We start from the raw sequence: 17,247 nt of genomic DNA on the forward strand, positions 1-17,247 counted from the left end.
GGGTCACTTCGCCTCACCCGTGCCAGTGGGCCCGGGTGCCGATGCCAGTTCGTCGTCGACATTCCCCGGACCGGCAGACAGCCACCCGGTGATCGCCATGAGCGCAGAGACGACGACCATGAACCACAGCGGCACCTGCCAGCCACCGCTCCACCCGAGGAGTCCGCCCACGGCCAGGGGGCCCAGCGCGGCGAGCACATAGCCCGAAGACTGGACGAATGCCGACGTCGAGGCCGTGACGGAGACCTCGCGGGTGCGGGAGGTGATCAGTGCCAGCGCGGCGGGGAAGGCGAATCCGCCGTAGCCGAGAAGAACCGCCCACAGCCAGGGGGTGGCGGCGGGGCTGAGCAGCAGTCCCGTGTAGCCGGCGACGGCGCTGATGCCGAAGGAGACGAGGAAGGCGCGTGGGGCGATGCCCCGGACGATGATCTGCGGGGCGAGGAATCCGCCGGGCAGGCCGCCGAAGGTCACGATCGTGAGCATGATTCCGGCGAGGAACGGGTCGAGTCCGGCGTCGCGGTAGATCTGGGGCACCCACCCGAACTGGACATAGGCGTTGGCCGATTGGAGCCCGAAGAACATCGCCATGTACCGGGCCTTGGGTGAGGTGAAGACCGCTCGCCGAGGCGGCGCTTCCACCCGTTCCCCACCGGCCTCCACTGCCGGCTCGGAGAGCACGGGAACGGACTTCAGGGTCCGCAGCACCGTCCAGGTGATGAGGGCGGAGAAGGGCAGCACGGCCCAGAAGCCGAGGCCGAGACGCCACCCGCCGAACTGCTCGGCCAAAGGTGCCGTGAACAGCGAGGGCAGCATCGATCCGATGCCCAGCGAGACGGTGAACGTCGTGGCTCCGAGCGTGGGCCGATGCGGGAAGCGGGACTTGACGTAGACGGGCAGGATGACGTTGCCGATCGACATTCCGGCCAGGGCGAGGACGGTGAGCAGAGCGAAGGCCACCCATTCGGTGGCGATCGCGCGCAGTCCGACGCCTGCGACGATGAAGGCGGCGCTCATGGCCAGAGCGGAGAACAGGCCGAGTCGTCTGAGCAGGGGCACGGCGATGATGCCGCAGACGGCGAACACGAGTCCCGGCAGGGCGGTGAGCAGACCGGTCTGCCATTCGGCCAGAGAGAACCCGTCTGTGACTTCGGAGAGCACGGGCCCCAGCGAGGAGGCGGCTGGGCGCAGCGAGGCGGCGATGAGGACGAGACAGGCCAGGGCCAGAACGTCGAGGCCGCGGGAGCGTCGGAATCCCTGCTCGGGCGAAGTCGTCATGGACTCATCCTTTCAGACCCGACAAGCACCAGCGCAGGGCCCCGTAGACCATCGCCACTCTACAGGCCAAGATATTTAACGAGCTGAACACTGTTCGCCCGCCTCGCCGCCATCAACGTTCGCATTGATACAAGCAAAAAAATCGACGCCCGCCTACGAGGATCAGAATGGACCGTAACTAATATACTCAGCAATCATAAGATAGACAGCAGACAAAATCAGGAAAATAATCAGGAGTGGAAAATAGAATCTGAACCACTTAGTCCAACTCACGCCAGCCAAAACCAGAGCTGCCATAAACTGACCAACCGTGGGCCATAGGACGTTTGTGAAACCGTCGCCAAACTGGTAGGTCAAAACCATCGTTTGCCGCGTCACCCCAACTGCGTCCGCCAACGGGGAAAGAATTGGAAAAAGAATCACAGCCTTCCCACTGCCTGAAGGAATAAGAAAGTTAAGAAGAGTAACACCGGCGAGTACCCCGAAGACTGTCACACTTGGCGGCAACTGGGACAATACACCGGCAAGCGTATGAACAGCAGTATCAACGATCTGACCATCCGTCATCACGACGGAAATTGCTCTAGAAATTGCAATGACAAGAGCACCTAGCATCATATTCTGCGCGCCGAGCATCATTGTCTCACACATAGTGTCGGTATTCATTCTAACGATGAGGCCAGCACCGATACCAATTACGAGAAATGCCGCACACATCTCCGGTAGATCCCACTTCCATAGTATCATACCGACAACCATGAAACCGAAAATCGCAAGCGAAAAAATACCGGCAACCCTTTCGCGAAAACCCAAAACAACCGAATTTCCGTGTTTCTGAATAGCAGAGTCTTTTTCGAGCGCCTCCCTATCAGATGCATAGGTAAGACTCTTTTCCGGGTTCTTAAGAATCCGATACCCGTAATACATCACGTACCCGGCCGCGAATATAGTCGTCACAAAGAACATAACTATTCTAAACTGCCAGCCTGAATAGACCGGCAGGCCCGACATGGTCTGTCCGATGACAATAGTGAACGGATTAGTCATCGCTGCAGAAAAGCCAGCGGCTGAACCACATAAAACAACTGCAACCCCGGTAACCGAGTCAAAGCCCAGACGCCTCATCAATGGCATTACGATTGGTACATACATAATGATCAGTTCCGGCGTTCCGATGAACGCATCAATAAGTGCGAAGACAAATACAAGTACGGGTATAATCAGAGTTCTCTTAGTGGAGAATCGCCTCGCTAGACTCTCAACCATCGCCGGAATTATTCCAATACGGTTTATGACTTCAAACGCGGCACCCACAAAAAAGCACAACGCGATGATCCATCCCGCTTCGACATATCCACGTGGAATCGCTGTAAGGAACTGCAGAATGCTTACTGGCGTGCTTTCGACCAAATGGTAACTCTTAGGGTCGAGCACCTCCACGCCTTCATCGTTAGTGATACGATCATATACCCCAGCAGGAATTATATAGGTGAGCATCGCCATTATAGCGACGGCGGACGTGAGTATCACAAAAGGATGGGGAATTTTGAAAATGTTCCGCTTGAGCCCGGAGTGCAGTTTGGTTTCCTCGGTCACCATTGGCCGATTCCTCTCGTTCCTCTACGCCAAATCTACGATCAGGCGATGTTTTTCTACTTGATTTTAATTTGCGTTCCGTTATTTGAAACACCGGTAACAATATTCTGAAAGGCAAGGCTATGACTTGGGAAGACTACATCAAAGAAGCGACTTAGGCGTATTTTCAGCTCAAACACAAATAGTCTTTACGTTGATTTGAAGTATACATTCCTGACATGCCACGGGCTAACGTATAGCCCGTTTCGGCAGTAACGCGGACTCGAGGCATCGTGTCAATATATGATTACAGTCGGCATATGGAGCGAGGTGACTTCACCGCACACGGAATCTCGTCAAACCTCCAAAAAAGATATGATCCCATGACGTGACTTTTCGGCCCGATCAGCGCCACTTCTTTGGCAGGCGTGAACGCACAAGTTCCAGGTAAAATGCAATTCCGGCATCAAGGATGGAATCGTTGAAGTCAAATTTGTGACTATGTAGAGGAGCTGTGCCTGTATCACCAATTTCGCCTGCCCCGAGGAAGGCGAAACATGCAGGTACCTTTCTCGCATATACGGCGAAGTCTTCACTGGCAGTGATTGCACGGCAGGATCCGTTGACCCGATCCGAGCCCAGCGCGGAGGTTGCAGCGTCTACGACATGTTCGACGCAGGCCTCCGCATTTATCGTAGGACGGAATACCCTGTTGTATACTAGCGCGGAGTCTGCGCGGTGAGCGTCCGAAATACCTCGAACCAGCTGTCCCATTCGCGTCTCAACGAGCTGGCTATTCTGATCCGTAAACGTTCGGACGTCACCGCTTATTACAATTTCTTCAGGTATTGCGTTCCGAGAACCATCAGTTCTGATCTCAGTGCAGGAAACGACAACGGATTCTAGAGGGTCTATGCTTCGTGAGACTATCGTCTGTAAAGCCAGTACGATCTCGGCCGCAATGATCATTGGATCGATGACGACGTGCGGTGTCGAGGCATGGCCCCCGCGCCCAGTTATCCGAATCTCAAAATTGTCCTCAGACGCCATGATAGGCCCAGGCTTAACATGAATCTCTCCTTCCGGAAGCCCTGGCGTATTATGCAGTCCGTAAATAGCATCCATGGGTAGCTGCTCGAGGAGGTCGTCATCGAGCATGGCTTGAGCCCCGGTTCCAGGCTCCTCGGCCGGTTGAAAGAGTAACCGCACAGTTCCATCGAAGTCATCACGCTCAACCAACTTGGATGCGACACCTAGAAGCATTGCCATATGACCGTCGTGGCCACAAGCATGCGTGATGCCAGGATTGCGAGAGCTGTAGGGCACACCGCTCTCTTCCCGGAGCGGAAGTCCATCCATGTCTGCCCTTAAGCCGATTGACCTAGGACTCGTACCAGCCTTGTACGATGCCACCAGACCGGCTCCACCGATGCCTTTGGACACTTCCCACCCAAATTCGAGGCATTTCTCCTCGAGAAAATTTGCTGTTTCACCCACGTCGAATTCTGTGCCCGGGATTCCATGCAAATGTTGCCGCCATTGAGCAACGATACTTTCGGTGTTTTTAGTCATGGCATCAACTTCAGCGCGGTTCGGCGGCGCACTCAACAGCTTTGGAAACATTGATACGTTAATCTCGCTGGCACGCAATTTCTTTGCATACCTACTGCTCATGCTGATGCAATGTTGTCTGTCAGACCTGACGAGGTCGTTCAAAGATCTGTGACGTTGAGCATGAACCTTCCGGAACGCTCACCTGTGGGCGGATTCTCTGGACCGGATCGAAAATGTGCGCAAACTCCGGGTTGGGGGCGTTCTCCCGGGGCTCGGCCACTGAGTTTGGGGCGAGAACGAGATGACCGGCTTTTATTGGGCTCTCAGCGGGCTTTCAACGCACGTCTGTGAATAATCCGGTCGCCGGCGACGACAACCTCGGTGTCCTGGGGCAAGGACAGGCGTCCGCATCGGCCCGCTCGAACGAGTGCCGCGATCTCACCCACCCGGACGGCTCCGAACTCCTGAGCCGGGACGCCGAGCGAGATCAGCCACCGTCTGATCACACGGCCGATCAACGCCTCGTCAAAGTCAGAGAAGAAGTCCACCGGCACCGAGGCGGTTCCTCGGATCTGCCGTCCCGCCGCCTCGGCGCGGGCGTCGATGAAGTCGGCGTCGGCTCGGCAGAGGTCGGCGGTCCGCGCGAGGTTCGCGGTGATCGGCCGGCCGAGTTCGGCTTCGAGTCCGGCCAGCAGCTGCCGGGCCCGGACCCGGGTGAAGGCGGTGTCGGCATTCATCGGGTCGTTCCAGATCCCGATTCCCTGCGCCCGGCACGACGCTTCGGTCTGGTCCCGGTCGAGTCCGAGCAGGGGTCGCATCAGGTGGCCGGTCAGCGGACTCATCCCGGCCAGAGACCGGGTGCCCGATCCGCGCATGAGGCCGAGCAGAACGGTCTCGGCTTGGTCGCTGCGGGTGTGGGCGGTGAGGATCCAGTCGGCTCCGGCCGCGACCCGTGCGGTTTCGAGGGCGGCGTAGCGGGCGGTGCGTGCCGCGGCTTCGAGCCCTTCCTCGCCGGCGTCGATGCTCACCGTCACGACCTCGGCGGGCACACCCCAGGATTCGGCGGCGGCGGCGACCCTGGCTGCCACCTCGGCGGTGACGGTCTGGAGTCCGTGGTCGACGGTGACGGCACGAGCACGGATCTCACCGCGACGATGGAGGAACGCGCTCGCGTGGAGCAGCGCCATCGAATCCGCTCCCCCGGACACCGCGACGATGACCCCCGGATCCGAGGTTCCTGCCGCTGCGAGTCCGGCCCGGACTGCGCCTCGGACGGCTCCGCTGGCCGGGTCGAGGGTCGGCCGCCTCGGCGAGGAGCCGGCGTGCGGACCTTCAGCCGTGGACACGGTCGAGCCAGAGCTGCGGTTCGTGGATCTCCGCTGTGCGCGGAAGGTTCGCAGGTCTCGCATAGATGCGGGAGAAGCCCTTCTGCCCGACCTCCTGGCGGACGGCGCGGACGAACTTCGCCCCGTCACGGTACTGCGCGAGCTTGAGGTCCATTCCGAGCAGATTGGCGAGGAACCCACCCTGGCCGGCGTCGCGGCGGGCCTCGAACCTGCGGCGGAGTTTGCGCACGCTCGGGATGACTCCGGCGCCGACCTCGTCCATGACGACATCGGCATGGCCTTCGAGCAGGGACAGGATCGCGGTGGCCTCGTCGAGAGCGGTGCGCATGGTCTCGTCGCGGATGAAGTCGACGAGACTGGCGTCGCCCTTGATGATGCGCCCGAAGGTGGCGAAGAGGTCGACGATTCCGCCGACTCCCGGCATCGTCAGCCGGGTCGACACGGCCCCGGAGAGCAGCGTGCGCATATGCTCGCGCAGCCAGGGGGCGGTCGCGAACTGCACTTGGTGGGTGGCTTCGTGGAGGGCCACCCACATGCGGAAGTCACGCGGGTCGACGTCCATGGCCTTCTCGGCGATGAGCACGGCGGGGGCGACGAACATCAGTCGTCCCGTCTCCACGGCGAAGGGGTCGAACTGGCCGAGCACGCGAGTCGACAGGAGTGAGAGCACTCCCGCGACCTCGACGGCACCGGCCTTCGCGGTGGCGGGGCTGACGGGGGCGGGCAGGGCCGCCTCATCGAGCATTCCGTTGACGGACTGGGCATTGGCTTTGACCCAGCTGACCTGGTCGAGGACGAGCACGGAACCGGCGGCGAGCCGGCCGCGCACATCATCGGCATGTTCCGAGGGCAGCAGGAACGAGTCGAGCACGAGATCCTGGGCGGTCAGCGCATTGTCCTTCATCCCCTCGACGAGTGCGTCGAGCACCCCCGGTTCGGGGACCTTCGCCGCGGAGACGAGCTCACGGGCGGTGCGGGCGGCGAAATCCTCATCGATGATCATCGGCAGCCGCAATTCGCGAGTGCAGTGACGATATCGTCCACGGTCTTCCTGGCTTCCAAGATCTTGTCCTTATCCACGTCGTCGATCTGGATGGAGAATACGAGGTAGCGCCCCTCCGCGTCGAGGACTCCCCCGGCCAGAGAGGTCACTGTCGAGAGTGTCCCGGTCTTCGCATGCACCACCCCGGAGGCGTTCTCCTCATCCCCGAACCGATCATGCAGGGTCCCGGTCAGACCCCCGACGGGGAAGTAGCTGATGAGCCCGGCCAGAGAATCGTCGGCGACGACGGAGGCCTGCAGGACGGTCGTGAGATCGTGCGGGGCGATCCGGTTGTCGTACGACAGCCCCGAGGTGTCGACGAGGTGAGTGCGGCCGAGGTCGACGGATTCGCCGAGGGCCTCGAGCACCGCGTCCGGGCCGTTGTCCAGGCTGCCTTCCTTGCCCTGGGCGATGGCGACCTCGTTGCCGAGCATCTCGGCGACGACATTGTCGCTGTGCACGAGCGCGTACTCGACGATCTCGGAGATCGTCGCCGACTCCACCCGGGCGAGCTCCTTCGAGTCCTCGGATTCGGACTCGGCGGCCGCCTCGGTGACGGTGATCCCGGTCTTCTTCAGCTCTCTTTCGAAGATTGTGAACGCATCCTCGGCCGGGTGTTCGCTGCGGCCGCGCCATTCGGCCTGCTTCGACCCGATATAGGCGGTGTCGACCATGATCGGCTGGATCGGGGTGATCACGCCCTTGGCGATATCGACCCGTTCCCACCCGGAGTCGAAGTCCTCGCCGACATAACGGCTCGTGTCCAGGTTGAGCGCCACCTCGGTGATGTTCTCGTCCTTGAGAGCTGCCGCGGTGTCCTCGGCCAGGGTCCGCAGCCCGCCGTGCCCGTTGACCGAGCCGGGGTCGGAAACACCTGCCGACAGGAGCACATCGCCTCCCCCGGTGAGGGTCAGGGTGTTCGTGTCCGCGTCGAAGTCCGTCGTCGTCTCCAGTCGCGTCTCCCCGCCGATCGCGGACAGGGAGGCAGCCGCGGTGAGCACCTTCGTCACGGAGGCGGGAGTGCGCGGTTTCGTCTCATTCTTCGCGTAGAGGACATCGTCGCTGAGCCCATCACGGACCTCGAGACCGAAGCCCTTGACCTTCGATTCCTTGAGCACGGCGTCGATCTCTTTCGGGATCTGTGTGGGCACGGGAGCGGAATCGCCGACCGCCGAGGCGGGGGCGGGCACCTGCTGGGCGCGGGCCTGCGGGGTGGGCACGGTCTGGACCTCGACCTGGGGTTCGGTGGTGAGGACGCCGGGCAGGCCGGGCACGAGGTCATAGGCGTCGACGGCGGCATAGGCACCGAGAGCGAGGACGATGGCACCGGCGGTGATCGCACCGGCCTTCTTCCGCCGCGATCTCGCCGCTCTGCGCTCGCGGCGCGGGGAGCCGGAGTCCGACGGATTCTGCGGCGCATCGGTGTCGTTCAAACGCAGGCTCTCATTCCTCGACGACCGTGCGGTGGTCGCCGTCGGTGGGCGGTGACGGGGACTTGTACCATCTATTCTAGTGATGCACCCCTAACGTGAAGGAGCACTATGGAACTGTTGGCCACAATCGAGATCCCCCAGGGGTCCCGCAACAAATACGAAGTCGATCATGAGACCGGTCGGGTCAAGCTCGATCGCTACCTCTACACCTCGATGCAGTACCCCGCCGACTACGGCTATATCGAGGACACGCTCGGAAACGACGGCGACCCTCTCGATGTGCTCGTGCTGCTGCCAGAGCCACTGTTCCCCGGTGTGCTCATCGACATCCGGCCCATCGGCATGTTCCAGATGGAAGACGAAGCCGGCGGCGATGACAAGGTCCTCGCCGTTCCTGCCGGAGATCCCCGCTGGGACTCCTTTGCCGACATCTCGGATGTGGACCAGTTCATGCTCGACTCGATCGAGCACTTCTTCAACCGGTACAAGGACCTCGAACCCGGCAAGTACGTCAAGGGTTCGAGCTGGGCCGGACGTGAAGCCGCCGAGGCGGAGATCAACGCCTCCATCGAACGCTTCAAGGCCGAGGGCCACTGAGCCTTCCCTTCTGCACTCCCGAATCTCGGCCGCCCGGATGACGACATCCGGGCGGCCGAGTCGTGTCGGGCGCCGTCCGGCCGCCCGTGACGTGACGATCATCACGATTTCTTAGGTGACCCTAAGGGGCAGGTTGAGCCAGGTTATGCCATCGTCGAGTCATGAAACTCGATCATGTGTCATTCGCCAGTGAACCAGACGGATATCGTGCGACGGCCGAGCGGATCTCGCAGAAGCTCGGAGTGGTTCCCTACGACGGCGGTGTGCATCCTCGATTCGGCACCAGAAATCTCATCTTCCCCCTCGCGAACGGCCACTACCTCGAAGTCGTAGAAGCCTTGGAGCACCCGGCCGCTCTGTCAACGCCGTTCGGCCAGGCCGTGCGGGCTCGTTCCGAGCTCGGCGGCGGCTGGATGGGCTGGTGTGTCTCGGTCGAAGATCTCGCCGCGGTCGAATCCCGCCTCGAACGCAAGGCCGTCGACGGCAACCGCACTCCGGAGTCCGGTTTGGAACTCAAGTGGCTGCAGATCGGCGTCAAGGGGCTCATCGCCGATCCCCAGCTGCCGTTCTTCATCAAGTGGTCTGCCGACTCCTCGCAGCACCCCTCGACGTACAAGACGAATTCCGACGTCGCCATCGACACTCTGCAGATCGCGGGCGACCGTGATCGCCTGCGCGATTGGCTGGGGACTCAGGACGCCAAGCCGATCCCGGAGATCAACATCGACTGGTCCTCGCCGCACGGGACGCCGGGCATCATGTCGGTGAGCTTCGAGACGACGAACGGCCCCGTCGTCATCTGAAGCCCAGGTCGGGGTCGCTGACCCGTCGAGCACACTGGTCGGCCGGAGGATTCAACCGGACGAAGAAGTTCAGGACGATCCGTGCGGGAATCCGATGGCGGATTCCGCACCGATCGTCCTGAACTCATCGTCAACGGCTCCTTGCCGCCGGCAGCCTGCTCCCGACGGTCAGGCGTCGGATGCGGCTCCGGTCTCGCCGGATGGCTCCTCGACCGGATCGCCTGCACTGTCGGCTCCGGCTGCATTCTTCCGCCGCATATGTGCGGCTGTGGCCATGGCTCCGCCGACCGCGAGCAGGCCGGCACCTCCGCCGAGCAGAGGCAGGGTGCTGTCCGTTCCCGTCCACGGCAGTTCGCCGCCTTCAGATCCGGATCCGCCCGAACCGGGCCCTCCCGAACCTGACCCGCCGGAGGCTGAGCCTCCGCTCGAACCGGAGCCGCCGGAGCCTCCGTTCGAGGAGCCGCCGTCGCTTCCGGCGCCCGACGCCGCCGCTGCAGCCGCAGCCTCCTTCGCACCGTCCTGCGACCCTGCGGTCGAACCGGAGCCGTCGGCATCCGTTCCGGTCTTGTCGCCCTCGGCATCGGCGTTCTCATCCGATCCGGTGCCGTCGGCGTCGCCGTTCTCGTCCGAGTTCTCCGAGCCCTCATCTGCGCCGTCTGCGTCGGCGTCCTGGTCCTTCGGCGGTTCCGTCGGATCCGGTGCCGAGCCGCCGTCGCCCTTGATCACCTGCACGACCGTGGGTCGCGGCATCGCGGCCACACCCTTGTCGACGTCGGTCTCATCGACGTAGTCGGGGAACTGCGAATGCTGGTCGGACCACGAGCCGTCTTCGCCGGGGTGCTGGACGGCGACGAACGCCGAATCGTACTCGTCGTGCACAAGCGGTCCGCAGACCTCGGCCTCCCGCGGCACAGAGAGGAACTGTTCGACACGGCCGCGCTGGTCACCGTCGATCGTGACCTTGAACAGGCCGTCGCAGTACCCGATGCCGTCGGGAGCACCATCGGTGGAGATCCACAGGTTCCCGGCGGTGTCGAACGCGACGTTGTCCGGGCACGAGATCGGTGAGACCTGGTCGGCGGGGAAGCCGGAGAAGTAGGTGGCGTCTCCCTGCTTCGGGTCACCGCACACCAGCAGCAGGGTCCAGTCGAACTGTGTTCCCGTGTGGTCGCCGGAGCGCTCGGTGATCTCCACGATGTGCCCGTCACGGTTCTCGGTGCGCGGGTTCGCCTCATCGGCGGCGGCCTTCCCATCGGTGCCGCGATCGGAGTTGTTCGTGCACGCCACGTAGATGCGGCCGTTGACCGGGTTCGGTTCGACGTCTTCGCAGCGGTCCATCTTCGTCGGCCCGACCTTGTCGGCGGCCAGACGCGTGTGGACGAGGACCTCTTCGGCGGAGAAGCCCGAGACCTGGGACTTGCCGTCCTTGAGCAGCGGCAGCCACTGGCCGCTGCCGTCGAATTCGCCGTCGGCGGGCACATCGCCGCTGCCGTCGATCTCGGACTTCGGCGAGTTGCCGGTGAACTTCGCGACGTAGAGGTCGCCTGCGGTCAGCAGGGTCTTGTTGTGTGCGCGATCGCCCTCGACATAGGTGCCCTTCGACACGAACTTGTAGAGGTAGTCGAACTTCTCGTCGTCTCCCATATAGGCCACGGCGTGACCCGATTCGGAGATCGTGATGTTCGCGCCTTCGTGTTTGAAGCGGCCCATGTTCGTGTGCTTGTGCGGGGTGGACTTCGGGTCCCAGGGGTCGACCTCGACGATCCAGCCGAACCGGTTCGCTTCGTTCGCGTAGCCGGAGCTGTTCGTGTCGAAACGGTCGACATCGGCCTCCCAGCCGTTGGCCGAGTCTTCGCTGCTCAGCCCGTAGCGTTTGTCCGCCGCCGAGGTCCCCGCGGTTTTGAAGTACGAGTTGAAGTTCTCCTCACCGGAGAGGAGGGTGCCCCATGGGGTGAGTCCACCGGCGCAGTTGCCGAGGGTGCCTTGCACCTTGTCGCCGTTCGGGTAGTCTCTCGTCCGCAGCAGGTCGGAGCCGGCGGCGGGTCCGGTGAACTCGTATTCGGTGTCGATGAGGAATCGCCGGTTCTTCTGCCCGTTGACGTCGACCGTCCACGTCGACTTCTCGTCCGTGCGGACGAGTTCGGCCACCGTCAGTCCGTGCGCTTCGCGGCTGATCGCCCGCTGATCGGCTCCGTCCATGTCCTCGGGGTACATGATGGCGTCGTTCGTGTACTCCTGGTTGGAGAACAGCAGCGCACGGTTCGAATCACTGTCATCGACCTGGATGGACAGGAAGTCGTTGTTGTAGCCGAACTGGCGGCGCTGCGCCTCGGGACTCTGGTTCTCCGGATCGAACTTCGGTGAGTCGGGAAACAGCGGGTCTCCCCAGCGGACGATCGGGTGCCAGGAATAGCCGTCGGGGACGATGAATTCGTCGACCTCATGGTGGATCGGGTCGATGGCGGTGAAGGCCAGGCTGCCTGCGGTGGCGGCTGCGGCAGAGCGCGCGGTCGGACTCGGGGCGGAGGTCACAGCAATCGCCAAGGCACCGGCGGCCGAGGCGCCGAGGACCGCACGACGGCTGAGCTTCGCATTGACGATATCGCGGAAGTACCCATTCGACGAGGTGTTGCAGGTGGCTTTCAGGCAGGCGTTGTCGCACTTCAGTGCGCAGGTGACGGGGCTGCGCTTGCCACGCACGTGGTCGGCCATCGGCAGAAGGGTTCGCATCGGTTCTCTCCTCGTATCGGGTTATCTTCCCAGTTCGCGGCCCGCCCGGTACAGGGGCGGAGCCGGAAGGACTCACCCGATCGAGACTGTCACCGGCAAGCGGCCCTGGAACTACCCGTCGGTGAACTGGAAGTGAACCCGGAAGGAGGAATGAGTGTCCCCTGCCGCGGGCTTCGGCGTTCAGTCGATGTCGACGAGGGCGAGCACTCCGGGGACGAGGAATCCGACGGCGTCGATGATGAAGTGCGCCCACACCAGCGGCATGAGTCTGCCCTTGCGCAGGAAGTACCAGCCGAAGATGATGCCCATGGCGACGTTGCCGAGGAATGGGCCGATCCCCTGGTAGAGGTGGTAGCTGGCGCGGAAGATCGCCAGGGAGATGATGATCGTCCAGGGCCCGTATCCCAGCTGCCGCAGTCGCAGCGCCCCGAATCCGAAGATGAGCACCTCTTCGAGGATGCCGTTCTTCGCCGCCGAAAGCAGCAGCACAGGAATCGTCCACCAGTGATCGCCGAGGTTGGACGGCTGGATCTCGGCCGTGATCCCCAGCGCCCGGCCGCCCGCGTACACACCGAGGGTGCCGATGCCGATGATGAGGAAGATGAGACCGCCGTGGCCGAGGTCGCGCAGTCTGTGCCCGACGACGCCCAACCGTGGACCCAGGCCACGGTGCTCCCGATCGCGGGTGAGCAGGTAGAGGGCGAGGACGACGGGCACAAGGGCGAAGGCGATGTCCAGGAGCTGGTAGAGCAGGTCGAAACCCGGCCGGGGCGAGATCGAGGTGTTGAGTTTCGCCTGAGCATCGCTGATCGGTCCGCGGGTGGCGATATCGGCCAGGCGCACGAACGCATAGACAGCGGACTGTCCCAAGGACAGGGCCGCAACGACGCCGAGCTCGAACCACAGGCGCTTTCTCTCCTGTGGTTCGAGCTCGGTCGTCATGGACTCAACTCTAACCGGGACGGCTCAGTGCTTGGGTTCACCGTCCCCGTCGTCGCGGCGCGGGTGCTGGCTGCGCAGAGTGAAGTCCGTTCCCGACGCAGCGCCCCCTCCGTCGTCGACGTGGCCTCCGTCGTCCTCATCCCGTCCGTCAGCGACGTGGTCGGCCCCCTCCGAATCGTTCGGCGCCGAGGCGGACGACTTCGAATCATCGGACGTCGAGTCCGCGGTCGGTTGGTCCGCCTCGGTGGGCGTCTCCCCCTCTGTCCGTGTCCGGGCGGCGCCGGAATCGGCGGCTGCAGCCCCTGCAGCGGCGGGCACCGCTGCGGTCTCCCGCTCGTTCGCCCGGGCTTCGGCGGCATCGAGGACTTCTCCGCGGGCCATGTTCTTCACGTACTTCTTCTCCGCCCGGCGTTCCTTCACGCCCTCGAGGAGCAGGTAGAGCACGGGCACGAGGATGAGCGTGAGCAGGGTCGAGCTGACCAGACCGCCGATGACGACGATCGCCAGCGGCTTCGAGATGAACACTCCCCCGCCGGTGAGCCCCAGGGCCATCGGCAGCAGAGCGAAGATCGTCGCGGCCGCGGTCATGAGGATCGGACGGTAACGCAGCCGGGCGCCGTGGACGATGGCTGTGCGCAGATCGACCCCGCGTACTCGGAAGTGGTTGATGAGGTCGATGAGCACGATCGCATTCGTGACCACGATGCCGATGAGCATGAGCAGACCGATCATCGACGTCAGCCCCAGCGGGGTGTCGGTGAGGAGCGAGAGCGCAACCGAACCGGTGGCCGCGAACGGAATCGAGACCAGCAGGATCAGCGGCTGCAGCAGCGACTTGAACGTGGCGACCATGATGACGAAGACGATGAGGATCGCCGCGAGCATCGCCAGTCCCAGCTGCGAGAACGCCTCGTTCTGCTCCTGGGTGGCACCGCCGGTGTCGACGGCCACCGTATCGGGCAGGTCCACCTCGTCGAGGGCGGACTGCACCTCGGTCGACACCGCCCCGAGGTCATCGCCTTCCGGAGTCACGGACACGGTGGTCGAGCGCTGCGAATCCGTGTGGCGGATCGTCGGAGCGGTCTTGACCTCCTTGACCTCGGCGACGTCATCGAGCTCGATGAAGCGCGGCTCCGAAGTCACAGGAGCCCCGGCGTTCGGATCGCCTCCGGCCGCGCCGGCATCACCGGCTGCTCCGGCACCGCCACCGGCGCCTCCGGCGCCACCTGCTCCCCCGGCTCCACCTGCTGCTCCGGCACCACCGGCTCCTCCAGCGCCGCCACCGGCCGCGCCGGCATCACCTGAGCCACCGGCGCCTCCGGCTGCATCAGCACCGCCCGCACCGGCACCGCCGGCAGGGGCCGTCTCCTCCGGCTTGCCCGGGATCTTGAGTTCGCGCAGCTTCTCCACGGTGTCGGCGTTGCGGTCGAAGAGCAGCACCGAATGCGAGACATCGTCGATGACGACCTCACCGATCTGCTGACCATGCATGGCACGCTGCACATATTGGCCGATGGCCGCCTCGGTGAGGTTCTCCTCCGCGGCCTTCTCGTGATCGACCTTGACCTCGATCACGGGCTGGACCGCAGCGATATCGCTGGTCACCGACTGCGCCGAGGACACGCCTTCGAGCTTGTCGCTGACCTTCTCCGTGGCGTCCTCGAGTTCCTGGGGATCGGTGGCCGTGAGCGTGACGTCGATCGTCTGCGCGCCCGGGGTCGAGCTCTGACTCGCCACCTCGACGTCGCCGGCGCCTTCGAGGTCGTCGAACTGCTTCTGCAGATTCGCCGAGATCGACTGCGCCGAGACTCCGGACTTCGTGTTGACGATATACGTGCCGGTCAGCGACGAGTCGTCGGTGAAGCCGAACGTCGTGCCGCCGAGCGACAGCTGGTAGTTATCGACATCGGACTCGTCGGCGAGGATGTCCTCGACCTTCTCCGCCTGCTTCGACGCCTCATCGAGATCGGTGCCCGGATCGAAGGTCTGCGAGACCTGCAGGGAATCCTGCCCGGTGTCGCCGAAGAGCTCGGTCTTCAGCTGCGGGATCATCGCACCTGTGCCCGCAAGCACGAGCACGGCGATGAGGATCATGACGATCGGGTGCTTCGTCGAGAACGAGATCGCCGGCATATAGGTCTTCTGCAGACGGGTCACCGGCGAATGCATTCCGGCGAGCTCGTCGACTGCTTCCGTTCCGTCCTCGGATTCGCCGTAGCGCGGACCGCCCGCTGCGACCCTTGTCGGCTCGGAACGAGTGGAGGCGGATGCATCGGCCCGAAGCGTGGAATCGGTGCCCTCGCGTGGGCCGGTGTCTTCGGCTTCGGCACCGGCGGCGACGAGGTCGCGCTTCTTGTCGGCCTTCTTCGCTTCCTTCTTCTCTGCCCGCCATTGCGAGAGCATCGACTTGCGACTGCGGCGGATCTCCGCCTTCTCCCCACGGGTGAGTCTGACCTTCGCCTCCCGCTGACGCAGGAACCAGTAGGCGAGAACGGGCACGATCGTCAGGGCCACGAACAGGGACGAGAGCAGAGCGATCGTCGCGGTCAGGGCGAAGGGGCGGAACATCTCTCCGGTCTGCCCGGTCACGAACGCCAGCGGCAGGAACACAGCCACCGTGGTCAGCGTCGATGCGGTGATCGCTCCGGCCACCTCGGAGACGGCGGCGAGGATATTCGAGAATTTGTCCCCACCGGAGGCGTGACGCCTGCGGATCGCCTCGATGACGACGATGGAGTCGTCGACGACTCGGCCGACGGAGATCGTCAGCGCACCGAGGGTGAGCATGTTCAGGGTCTCTCCGCCCATCCACAGCCCGATCATGGCGATGAGCAGGGACAGCGGGATGGAGATGGCGGTGATGATCGTCGCCCGCACCGAGAGCAGGAAGACGAGGATGACGAGGACCGCGAAGATCAGGCCCAGCCCGCCCTCGTTGAGCAGGTCGTGGATGGACTGCTCGATGAACGGTGCCTGATCGAATGCGGAGACGAACTCCGTGTTCTCGCCCATCATCTTCTCGAGCTCGGGCAGCTTGTCGGCCACCGCGTGCGAGACGTCGACAGTGTTCGCGTCGGATTCCTTCATCACCGACACGGACAGTGAGGGTTCGCCGTTGGTGCGCGAGATCGATTCGATCGGCTCGTCGACGAGTTCGACGTCGGCGACATCGGAGACCTTGATCGGTCCGTCCTTGCCGGAGATGACGAGATCCTTGATCGCATCGATCGACCGGATGCGTGTGCCGACCTCGACCGGGGCCGTGCCGTCGGAGCCGTTGAGCTCACCCGCCGAGGTGGGAACACCGTTGGACTGGAGGATTCCGGCCACCTCGTCGAGGTTGGCCCCTTCGTCTTCGAGATCGTCGCGTCGGATGCTGATCTCGACCTGTTTGGACTTCGCTCCGGCGATCTGCACCTGCGAGACGCCGTCGACCTTCTTCAGCTCCGGTTCGACGATGTCTTCGAGATTCGCCGCCAGCTGGTCTTCGTCGGCATCGGAGGTCACGGACAGGGCGAGCACCGGAATATCGTCGGTGCCCATCATCATGACGTTCGGTTCGACCCCGTCGGGCAGGGTGGGCTGCACCTGAGAGACTGCGCGCTGCAGGGCACGGACGACGTCGTCGGAGTCGTCGCCGTACTTCGTGCTCACGGTGATCTGCGCACTGCCCGCCGAAGATGTCGAGGTCATGTCCTCGACCTCGGGAAGTGCAGTCAGCGCCCCTTCGAGGGGGTCGGTGACTTCGGATTCGACGGCCTCGGGGGTGGCTCCCTCATAGGAGGCAGTGACCGTGGCCTGCGGGTTGTCGAGGGAAGGGAAGAGCTCTTGCTTGAGGGCACCGGCGCCGATGACGCCGAAGATGACGGCGACGACGGAGATGAGCGCGATGAGCGCCCGGTTCTTCAAGCTCAGCCGGGTCAGGAAACTCACAGAGGGGACTTTCTTTG

11 protein-coding genes are annotated in these 17,247 nt (G+C 63.3%); 2 read left to right on the top strand and 9 right to left on the bottom strand.

What is annotated here, in order from left to right; genetic code table 11:
* Positions 1–3: 3 nt before the first annotated feature.
* From FHG09_RS15525 to dacB, 6 genes are all read right to left on the bottom strand, one after another.
* Positions 4–1,275: a CynX/NimT family MFS transporter gene (locus FHG09_RS15525; protein ID WP_152348545.1), complete on the bottom strand. Its 1,272-nt coding sequence runs from the start codon at positions 1,273–1,275 to the stop codon at positions 4–6.
* A gap of 162 nt (positions 1,276–1,437) precedes the next feature.
* Complete coding sequence (locus tag FHG09_RS15530; RefSeq protein ID WP_152348546.1) at positions 1,438–2,874, bottom strand: YfcC family protein; 1,437 nt, start codon at positions 2,872–2,874, stop codon at positions 1,438–1,440.
* 381 nt (positions 2,875–3,255) lie between these two features.
* The gene (locus FHG09_RS15535) at positions 3,256–4,524 is read right to left on the bottom strand and encodes an amidohydrolase (protein WP_227492804.1); all 1,269 of its coding nucleotides are present in this window, start codon (positions 4,522–4,524) and stop codon (positions 3,256–3,258) included.
* A 203-nt stretch (positions 4,525–4,727) separates the two neighbouring features.
* Positions 4,728–5,750: a tRNA lysidine(34) synthetase TilS gene (gene tilS, locus FHG09_RS15540; protein WP_227492805.1), complete on the bottom strand. Its 1,023-nt coding sequence runs from the start codon at positions 5,748–5,750 to the stop codon at positions 4,728–4,730.
* Positions 5,737–6,753: a zinc-dependent metalloprotease gene (locus FHG09_RS15545; protein ID WP_152348548.1), complete on the bottom strand. Its 1,017-nt coding sequence runs from the start codon at positions 6,751–6,753 to the stop codon at positions 5,737–5,739. The genes tilS and FHG09_RS15545 overlap by 14 nt, the downstream gene beginning before the upstream one ends.
* Positions 6,750–8,225, bottom strand: coding sequence for a D-alanyl-D-alanine carboxypeptidase/D-alanyl-D-alanine-endopeptidase (dacB, locus tag FHG09_RS15550; protein ID WP_227492806.1), 1,476 nt, complete (start codon positions 8,223–8,225; stop codon positions 6,750–6,752). The genes FHG09_RS15545 and dacB overlap by 4 nt, the downstream gene beginning before the upstream one ends.
* Positions 8,226–8,333: 108 nt before the next feature.
* On the opposite strand from dacB, the gene FHG09_RS15555 reads away from it, so the two are divergent.
* On the top strand, positions 8,334–8,822 hold the full coding sequence (locus FHG09_RS15555) for an inorganic diphosphatase (RefSeq protein ID WP_152348549.1): 489 nt from the start codon (positions 8,334–8,336) through the stop codon (positions 8,820–8,822).
* 161 nt (positions 8,823–8,983) lie between these two features.
* Positions 8,984–9,625 carry a VOC family protein gene (locus tag FHG09_RS15560; RefSeq protein ID WP_152348550.1) on the top strand — a complete coding sequence of 214 codons (642 nt, stop codon included), beginning with the start codon at positions 8,984–8,986 and terminating at the stop codon, positions 9,623–9,625.
* A gap of 168 nt (positions 9,626–9,793) precedes the next feature.
* On the opposite strand, the gene FHG09_RS15565 is transcribed toward FHG09_RS15560, so the two are convergent.
* The 3 genes from FHG09_RS15565 to FHG09_RS15575 form a co-directional block, all read right to left on the bottom strand.
* Complete coding sequence (locus FHG09_RS15565; protein ID WP_152348551.1) at positions 9,794–12,355, bottom strand: PhoX family protein; 2,562 nt, start codon at positions 12,353–12,355, stop codon at positions 9,794–9,796.
* Positions 12,356–12,535: 180 nt separating this feature from the next.
* Positions 12,536–13,297 (bottom strand): CPBP family intramembrane glutamic endopeptidase, encoded by a 762-nt coding sequence (locus tag FHG09_RS15570; protein ID WP_152348552.1) that lies wholly within the window; start codon positions 13,295–13,297, stop codon positions 12,536–12,538.
* A 24-nt stretch (positions 13,298–13,321) separates the two neighbouring features.
* Positions 13,322–17,230 carry an efflux RND transporter permease subunit gene (locus tag FHG09_RS15575; RefSeq protein WP_227492807.1) on the bottom strand — a complete coding sequence of 1,303 codons (3,909 nt, stop codon included), beginning with the start codon at positions 17,228–17,230 and terminating at the stop codon, positions 13,322–13,324.
* Positions 17,231–17,247 lie beyond the last annotated feature (17 nt).

Origin of the sequence: Brevibacterium sp. CFH 10365, assembly GCF_009299785.1 — a bacterium.
GTDB lineage: Bacteria > Actinomycetota > Actinomycetes > Actinomycetales > Brevibacteriaceae > Brevibacterium > Brevibacterium limosum.

What these genes read in the sequence shown, in the direction of transcription:
- FHG09_RS15525 (WP_152348545.1), bottom strand. Translation starts at nt 1,275, where the DNA reads ATGACGACTTCGCCCGAGCAGGGATTCCGACGCTCCCGCGGCCTCGAC.
- FHG09_RS15530 (WP_152348546.1), bottom strand. Translation starts at nt 2,874, where the DNA reads ATGGTGACCGAGGAAACCAAACTGCACTCCGGGCTCAAGCGGAACATT.
- FHG09_RS15535 (WP_227492804.1), bottom strand. Translation starts at nt 4,524, where the DNA reads ATGAGCAGTAGGTATGCAAAGAAATTGCGTGCCAGCGAGATTAACGTA.
- FHG09_RS15545 (WP_152348548.1), bottom strand. Translation starts at nt 6,753, where the DNA reads ATGATCATCGATGAGGATTTCGCCGCCCGCACCGCCCGTGAGCTCGTC.
- FHG09_RS15555 (WP_152348549.1), top strand. Translation starts at nt 8,334, where the DNA reads ATGGAACTGTTGGCCACAATCGAGATCCCCCAGGGGTCCCGCAACAAA.
- FHG09_RS15560 (WP_152348550.1), top strand. Translation starts at nt 8,984, where the DNA reads ATGAAACTCGATCATGTGTCATTCGCCAGTGAACCAGACGGATATCGT.
- FHG09_RS15565 (WP_152348551.1), bottom strand. Translation starts at nt 12,355, where the DNA reads ATGCGAACCCTTCTGCCGATGGCCGACCACGTGCGTGGCAAGCGCAGC.
- FHG09_RS15570 (WP_152348552.1), bottom strand. Translation starts at nt 13,297, where the DNA reads ATGACGACCGAGCTCGAACCACAGGAGAGAAAGCGCCTGTGGTTCGAG.